The following is a 6,677-nucleotide window of genomic DNA, read 5'->3' as shown; positions in this document are numbered from 1 at the left end:
CTTCGCCCGGGCCGGGCTCCGCGCCGCCGGCGACCGGCGGCCGGAGCGTCCCTTCCGCCGCGCCGGCGCTGGGCGCGGGGAAATGGAACTGCTCCTGGATCACGGAGCGGTTCGGCCCTTTGCCGATCGATTGCCGCACCACTTGCGGAATCAGCACCTGCCCCGACAGAACGGCGCGCACGCTGTTCTCCGCGAAGCCGTTCAGCTCCGGTTCCTTGCTGAAGCGTACCTCCAGTTTGGCCGGGTGCACGTTGACGTCGACCAGCGACGGGTGCATGTCCAGCATCAGCACGAGCAGCGGATAGCGGTTGATCGGCAACAAGGTATGATAGGCCCGCAGGATCGCCTGATGCAAGCCCTGGTTGCGGATATAACGCCCGTTCACGATCGTCGACATGCCCCCGCGGTTGGAGCGGGCCAAGTCGGGCCGGCCGATGTAACCCGTGATTCTGTAATCCAGATCCTCCGCTTCGATCGGTACCATGCCTTTGGAGGCGTTCACGCCGTAAATGGACGCGATGACCTGCAGCAAATCGCCGCCACCCGGGCTTTGCAGCAGCGAGTTGCCGTTATGCCGCAGCGTAAAAGCGATCCCGGGATGCGCCAACGCCTGCCGGTACATCACATCCGAGATATGGCCCAGTTCCGTCTGGATCGTCTTCATGTATTTCAGCCTTGCCGGAGTGTTGAAGAATAATTCCCTCACCGCGATATCCGTCCCCTGCGGGGCGGCGGTGTCCTCGTTCACCTTCATCGTGCCGCCCTCGATCTCGATGACCCGGCCGAGTCCCGTATCGCTGCTGGACGAAACGAGCTTGACCTTGGCGACGGCGGCGATACTCGGCAGGGCTTCGCCGCGGAACCCCAGGCTGCGAATTTGGAACAAATCGCGGCCGGACGTGATTTTGCTGGTCGCATGGCGATAAAATGCCGTCTCACAGTCCTCCGGCTCGATCCCCGAGCCGTTGTCGACGACGCGGATCAACTGCAATCCGCCTTCTTCCACCGTGACCTCGATTTTGGTCGCCCCCGCGTCAACGGCGTTTTCCACCAATTCCTTGACCACCGACGCCGGCCGTTCCACCACTTCGCCCGCCGCGATCTGGTTGGCGATATGCTCGTCCAATATTGCGATTTTTGCCATTTTGCTTCCCCTCCCGCCTAATCGATCGTTCTCGAAACTGAGTTCCACCATTTCACGGCATACCTTATCCGTTCGTATTCTTCGTATTCTTCGTATTCATCATTTTCGATTTATTCATCCTACCCATCGAAATCATCATCTCGGTCAGATTCATCCTCAAGAACCGCTGAACCCCACCGTGCCCAAGGCAACCCGCTTTATCCAGCCGCCGGCCAATGAACCTGAATGATTTTTCATATTCAATTCGCTGTAATCCCCGGGAATCGTTGAATTCTATTCGGTTTTTCACACAGAATTTCGATTACGGTCTCTCTTAGGACCCATTGTGTATGATTTTTCGCATACAATTGGCCCGGGTCGCCAGAAATGGACGAATTCTATTCGCTTTTTCATACAGAATTAAGATTTCGACTCTCCAAAGCCCCATTGTGCATGATCTTTCATATACAATGCGCGCCCCGCATTCCGGCCCCTCAACACTCCTTACGGCAAACCGGCGTTCTTGAGTGTCCGAACTATCGTAGAAGTAAAAAGCCGTATTTCGGAAAACGGTGGCTTACTAGGTTACTAAGTTGCAAAAGCAGCCTGCGATACGAGTTACTTTGGTTTTGCCATAGCTGCAGGTGAACCGCCCAGCGGTTTCGCTCACATATCCTTCGCCTTCATTTTCAAATCATTGATGAGCTGCATCGCTTGCAAAGGCGTCATATTCATCAAATCGGCATTTTTGATCAGGTCGATCAACTGCCGGGTTCCCGGATCTTCCGGGGCTTGGACAGGCTTCGATTTCTTGCGCGGCTCGTCATCGCCAAAAATCGACAGCTGCACAACTTCCTCTCGAACTACCGTTTCGTCCTGGATCCCGGCATAGGCGGCTGCCGCCTCCCGTTCCGCCTCGGGCGCCGGCCCCCCAGATGCCGCCGCCGTTTCGGCACGCGCCGCTCCCTCGCCGATGGCCGCCGATCCGCCCGCGATGGCCGGTCCCTTTTGTTCGAGTCCTTTCAGCAGACCGTAGGCCCGCCCGATGATCTCCTCCGGCAAGCCGGCCAGCCGGGCGCAATAAATCCCGTAGCTCGTATCGGCCGCGCCGGGAATCAGTTTGCGCAGAAAATGCACCTTGTCCCCGCTCTCCTGCACCGCCATGCTGTAATTGCTAAGGCCGTGCAAGCTATGCTCCAGATGGGCGAGCTCGTGAAAATGCGTCGACACCAGCGCCTTGCAACCGATTCGGTCGTGCACGTATTCGATCACGGCTTGGGCGATCGCCATGCCTTCGCTGGTCGACGTGCCCCGGCCCAATTCATCGATAATAATCAAGCTCCGCGGCGTCGCCTTTTCGGTCATGATCTGGATGTCCGCCATCTCCACCATAAACGTGCTTTGGCCGCCGATCAGGTCGTCGGCCGCCCCGATCCGCGTGAAGATGCGATCTACGAGCGGGACCTCCGCCTTGGCCGCCGGCACGAAGCTGCCGATCTGGGCCAAGATGGAAATCAACGCCACCTGCCGCATATACGTGCTTTTCCCGGCCATGTTCGGCCCCGTGATTAGCAGGATGCTGGCGTCTTCCTTCCGCAACGCGGTGCCGTTCGCAATAAACGCGGCATCGTTCATGACGGATTCCACCACCGGATGGCGCCCTTGCTCCACGATCAGATCATAGCCGTCGTTCAACGCCGGCTTCACGAAACCATTTTCCGAGGCGACGGCTGCCAGCGACCGGAGCACGTCGATTTCGGCGATTTGCTCGGCCAGCTTCTGCAACCGGGGAATTTCCCCGGCGATACGCTCCCGCAGCTCGTTAAACAACGCGTATTCGAGATCGACCATTTTCTCCTCGGCCTCGAGAATCAGCGCTTCCTTCTCTTTGAGCTCGGGAGTGACGAACCGTTCGGCGTTCGCGAGCGTCTGTTTCCGCTCATATCGGCCTTCCGGCAGCGCCGACAGGTTCGCCCGAGTCACTTCGATGTAGTAACCGAACACCTTGTTGTAGCCGATCTTCAGCGATTTGATGCCGGTCGCCTGCCGCTCGGCCGCCTCCAACTCGGCGATCCAGCGCTTGCCGTTGACGCCGGCTTCGCGCAGCTCGTCCAGCCGCTCGTGGAAACCGGCTTTGATGATGCCGCCGTCGCGGACGGATACCGGCGGATCGTCGGCGATCGCCGCATCGATCATGCCGGCCATATCGGCGCATTCATCCATCGCCGTCCCGATTCGCCGCAGCGATGCCGAAGCCGAACCGGTGCAGAGTTCCTTGATCGCCGGCACCTGAAGCAGTGAGGTTTTCAGCGCAACCATGTCCCGCCCGTTGGCATTGCCGAACGCTACCCGGCCGACCAGACGTTCCAAGTCGTAAATATCCTGCAGCGAACCGCGCAGGTCCTCGCGCAAAATAAAAGCGCCGTGCAGATGGCCAACCGCCTCCAGCCGTTCCTCGATGCGGGTCTTTTGCAGCAGCGGTTTATCGATCCAGCGCCGCAGCAGCCGCGAGCCCATCGACGTCTCGGTACGGTCGAGCAGCCACAGCAGCGAGCCTTTCTTGGAGCGCTCCCGCACCGTCTCCACCAGCTCAAGATTGCGCCGGGTGAACGGATCCAAGATCATGAAATGCTCGGGCTCGTACGACGAAATTTTGGTCAGCTGACCCAGCGATCGCTTTTGCGTTTCGCTTAAATAGCCGACGAGCAGGGCGATATTGTCCCGACGTTCCGGCTCCAGCCGAATCCATTCCGCTTCGCCGAACTGTGCCCGGCTCGTATCTTCCTTGCCTTTGGTCCACGGCGTATACACCACCGGTTTACCGAGCGGAGCAGCTTGTCCGGCGATCCAGTCCAACAGCTCGCCGTCGCCGATAATTTCCGCCGGATCGTACAAGCCGATTTCGTCGCGCAGCCACTCTTTGTTGGACGGCGACGACGTAGCGTATAATTCGCCGGTCGACAAGTCGCAGGCGGCCAGCGCCATCAGCCCCTGCCGCTCCGTGACGCATACTATGTAATTGTTGACCCGCTCGCCGACCGTTTTTCCTTCCATGATCGTCCCCGGGGTAATGACCCGGACGATTTCACGCTTCACCACGCCTTTGGCCAGCGCCGGATCCTCCAGCTGCTCGCAAATCGCCACCTTGTAGCCTTTTTCGATCAAGCGGTGGATATAGTTGTCGGCCGAATGATAAGGGACGCCGCACATCGGGATTTTCTCCCCGATGCCGCCATCCCGGCCGGTCAGCGTAATTTCCAGTTCCTTCGCCGCGAGTATCGCGTCGTCAAAGAACATTTCATAAAAATCGCCCAGCCGGAAAAACAGGAACGCATCCTGCGCCTCCGCCTTGACCCGCAGATATTGTTCAATCATTGGCGTGTAGGTAGCCATGATTCCCCTCCAAATCAGCCTCTTATAGTGGTAGCTCAAAAAGTCAGCTTTCGATCACGATGCTATGCTTTGTAACGGATTCGACATCGAATCTTGAATTCAGCCGGGCCTTCCGTTGCTCTCGTAGGTCTGCCTACGCTCCGCTACTCAGTCCCTACCTTCATCCAACCTTCTCGGTGCTCCAAACCTGACTTCTTGAACTTTTATTGAACGGTAGCTCAAAAAGTCAGCTTTCGATCACGAAGCTGCTTTTTGAGCTCGCATTCTTCACTCTCTCATAGATTTCTATTATACCAGAAAGGGCCAAACGGTTACGAGGGGTTTTGCATTTTCCACGCGCGGCGGATGTCGGCGGTTTCATCCCAGGTGCGGCCGGACAAGGCGGCTGTCAAGAGCGGCGCGATATAGCTCTCGTAGCGAGGATATGCGGAAGCGGCCTGGATATCGGCGAACAGGCGCGGCAAAACGGCTTGCAGCGGCTTCTTCTTTCCGGCGTAAAATGCCGCAAAGATCTCTTCCCTCTCCAGCGGTCTGGCGGTCAACTCGCCTTCGTTCTCGGTGATTAGCCGGGCCAGGGCGACCACGCCCTTGGTTACCGTCGGAGAAACCAAAAAGCTCGGCAAGGTACGATACTCGAAGCCGCCGTACTCCTTCCGGCGGAAATCGCCGAGGAAGCCGTAGCGGGGACGGCGGTGCGCGCCCCGTCCATCCTCCAGCACCGAGAGCGGCAGCGCCAGGTAATTGTCTAGCGTACGCAGCAGTTCGGGCGTGAGCAACACGCCGCTGAAGTGCAAATGGCCGCCGAGGGGGAATCCGCGTTGCGGCATCGCTCCGGCCTGCCAGATCAGCTCCCGGTTCTCGATCGCATGACCGGCCTCGCGCAAGGCGCGCAGGAGATGAACGACCACCTCGCGGGGCTCTTTGCCCGGCTTGGGCCGCAATTCGGCCAATGGGAACAAGCGTTGCCCGCGGTAACGCAGCACGTCGCAGCCGGCAACTCCGTGAAAAGGCAAATACCGCGAGGCCGGGATTACCTTGCCGGTATCGCGATCGAACAGCAGAAATTCAGGATCCATCCCGATCAGCCGGTCCATCGGCGCCTCCAGCAGCCGTTCCTGCTCGGCCATAATCTCCCGCAGCGCCCGGGCATATCGTTCGGCCGCCGCGTCGCTCCCGATCTCGGGAGACAAGGAGAGCGAGTCCACGGTAAATTTGCCTTCCTCCCCGGCGGAAATGATCACTTCGCCCATGTCGAGGCCCAAGGCATACAAAGCCCGGACGGCCGTGCTCTCCAGCCGTTTCCACAAGGGTGAATCGGACGCGGGCCGATTGCCCGGCAGCGGCAGCGACTGACCCGCATGCCCCAGCAAACGGGTTTCCAGCGCCCGCAGATGGAGCACGCTCACCGCGTAGCGTCGCAAATAGGCCGCGCCTGCAGCCGGCTCGGCGGATCGTCCGGGAGGTTTGACCTTCAGTCCGGACGCCTCCAGCCGCTGCCTCCAGCCGCCGGCATCCCGCAGATGAGGCTTGGAGCCGTTGATCGCGATCTCCTTGACCCGTCCGCCCCAATAGGCTTCCTCCGGACCGTAATACACCCAGTCCGACGCGGGGGGCGGATTCTTGGACTCCCGACGCGGATGCGGCGTTCTCCCCGCCGGTTGCGGGCCCCGAAGCACCCGGTACGGGCCTCCAAGCCGTTCCAACGCCCTTTGCAATCGCGCTTTGGACGCGCCGGAGCCGAGGCGGATTTTGAGCACTAGATTTGTTTCCTTGACCACAACTTCCATCCCCCGTCTTTTGTCGATAAGAGGTTTTTCCAAACAAAACTTTCGCTTTAGGCAGTCTGGCCTCTAGTAGAACGATCCAAAAATAACGTGGTTCATCTGCAGGGGGATCCCCCGATAATAATAGCGGAACTATAGGGTCTTATTTATTGGATTTGGGCCTGTTCATCATCAATAGGGAAACTTTTGGGCGTTATTATCCAGTGAACGGTGTGAATAGCGGCCATTTCCCGGTGATTCGAAAAAATAGCGCCACAAATGTCCTCTATTTCACGCAAAATGAGGGACTTCTGGTAGCGTCAAGAAGTTTGTGTAAACCAGTAGAAACATCCATCAGGAGGATGTGGTGGTGGGGGAGGAGGCCTCCTCCCCCACCA

General features: G+C 58.7%; 3 protein-coding genes. All 3 read right to left on the bottom strand.

The window, feature by feature from the left end:
• Positions 1 to 1,144: DNA mismatch repair endonuclease MutL (gene mutL, locus ACQ4N8_RS27835; RefSeq protein ID WP_430707618.1), on the bottom strand; the 1,144-nt coding region annotated here is incomplete at its 3' end.
• Positions 1,145 to 1,789: 645 nt separating this feature from the next.
• Positions 1,790 to 4,516, bottom strand: a complete 2,727-nt coding sequence (mutS, locus tag ACQ4N8_RS27830) for a DNA mismatch repair protein MutS (protein ID WP_430707617.1) — start codon at positions 4,514 to 4,516, stop codon at positions 1,790 to 1,792.
• 311 nt (positions 4,517 to 4,827) lie between these two features.
• The gene (locus tag ACQ4N8_RS27825) at positions 4,828 to 6,303 is read right to left on the bottom strand and encodes a putative amidoligase domain-containing protein (protein ID WP_430707619.1); all 1,476 of its coding nucleotides are present in this window, start codon (positions 6,301 to 6,303) and stop codon (positions 4,828 to 4,830) included.
• Positions 6,304 to 6,677 lie beyond the last annotated feature (374 nt).

It is taken from the genome of Paenibacillus macerans, assembly GCF_050565405.1.
GTDB classification, from domain to species: Bacteria; Bacillota; Bacilli; order Paenibacillales; family Paenibacillaceae; genus Fontibacillus; species Fontibacillus macerans_B.
Note: the sequence above shows the minus strand (reverse complement) of the source record. Positions and strands in the feature narration are given on the sequence as shown.